Raw genomic sequence first — 1,165 nt, 5'->3', positions numbered from 1 at the left:
GATTTATCTATTAATGATTTCTTTTGCATTATTTCCATTGGCAGCTGGAATTACAACGATTTATATTTTGGGAAAAACAAAGTTATCAAGGCTTTTATTTCTCTTTTTTATTTTTACTTCGTTTTGGCAAATCGACGTTTCGTTTTTATATGCTCGTGATTTTTTTTCAAATAGCGTTATCGAATTTTTATTTCAGTTATTTCGTTTTGGCTCCATAATGTTGGGTCCTACTTTATTTTCCGTAATATATATGGCGATAAACCAAACACAAATGATTGAATCTAGAATAGTAAAATATGCAGTGAACAAATTTACTGTCGTCACTCTTTACCTATGGTCAGCTTTTGTTTACTTGATTGGATGGAGTCACAAAGGCATCCAAAGCTTTGAGTTAGTAAGACCGCAGGGATTAATAAAGGTAAGTTTCTTATACCCGGTCTATGGAGATTGGTCCTGGATCTTTAACTTTAATTTATTATTATTCATTGTTATCACAGTATTATCCCTTGCAATATGTAAAAACCTGAAGGATTCTGAAACCAAAACGTTTGTCCTTTACTTTATTATCGTTGCATCAGCAGGCTATTGCATTGGAATCTTAAATATGATTAAAAGTTATCTGTTATTACCAAGCAGTATCGCTGTTTTATTTTTATCGATTGGGATCCTCATCCCAGTGATTAGGATGCATCAAAAGATCATTACTAAGATGAATAATGCACTACTAGATCAAAAAGAATTTCTTCATAAAATCATCGATATGAATCCCAGTTATATCTATGCCAAAAATCAGGATGGAAAATATACATTAACCAATCAAGCGTATGGTTTACTATTTGGGGTGAATTCCGAAGAACTTATCGGGAATTTTGAGCTGGATTATAATCCAGATGAGGATAGGGCCAAAAAGAATATAAGTATAGATCATCAGGTATTATCTACTTTAGAAGAAAAGCAAATACCAGAAAATGAAATCATTGATTCACAAGGAAATAAAAGGTGGATACAAACCGTAAAGCTGCCCATCATTTCATCTGGTGATAAGCAGGTTCTTAGTGTATCGACTGATATTACACAACGGAAAATCAATGAAAAAAAGAGAGAGTGGGAAGCTCTCCATGATCCTCTCACGGGATTACCAAATCGGCGGGCATTTCATCAGGAT

General features: G+C 33.6%; 1 protein-coding gene. It reads left to right on the top strand.

Annotation, left to right across the window (positions count from 1 at the left end; genetic code table 11):
- Positions 1-271: 271 nt before the first annotated feature.
- Positions 272-1,165 (top strand): PAS domain S-box protein (locus V7659_RS21020; RefSeq protein ID WP_335542006.1); only part of this gene is annotated, 894 nt, incomplete at its 3' end.

Source organism: Neobacillus drentensis (assembly GCF_036966985.1).
GTDB classification, from domain to species: domain Bacteria; phylum Bacillota; class Bacilli; order Bacillales; family Cytobacillaceae; genus Neobacillus; species Neobacillus drentensis_E.
This window is presented reverse-complemented; position numbering and strand designations above follow the sequence as displayed.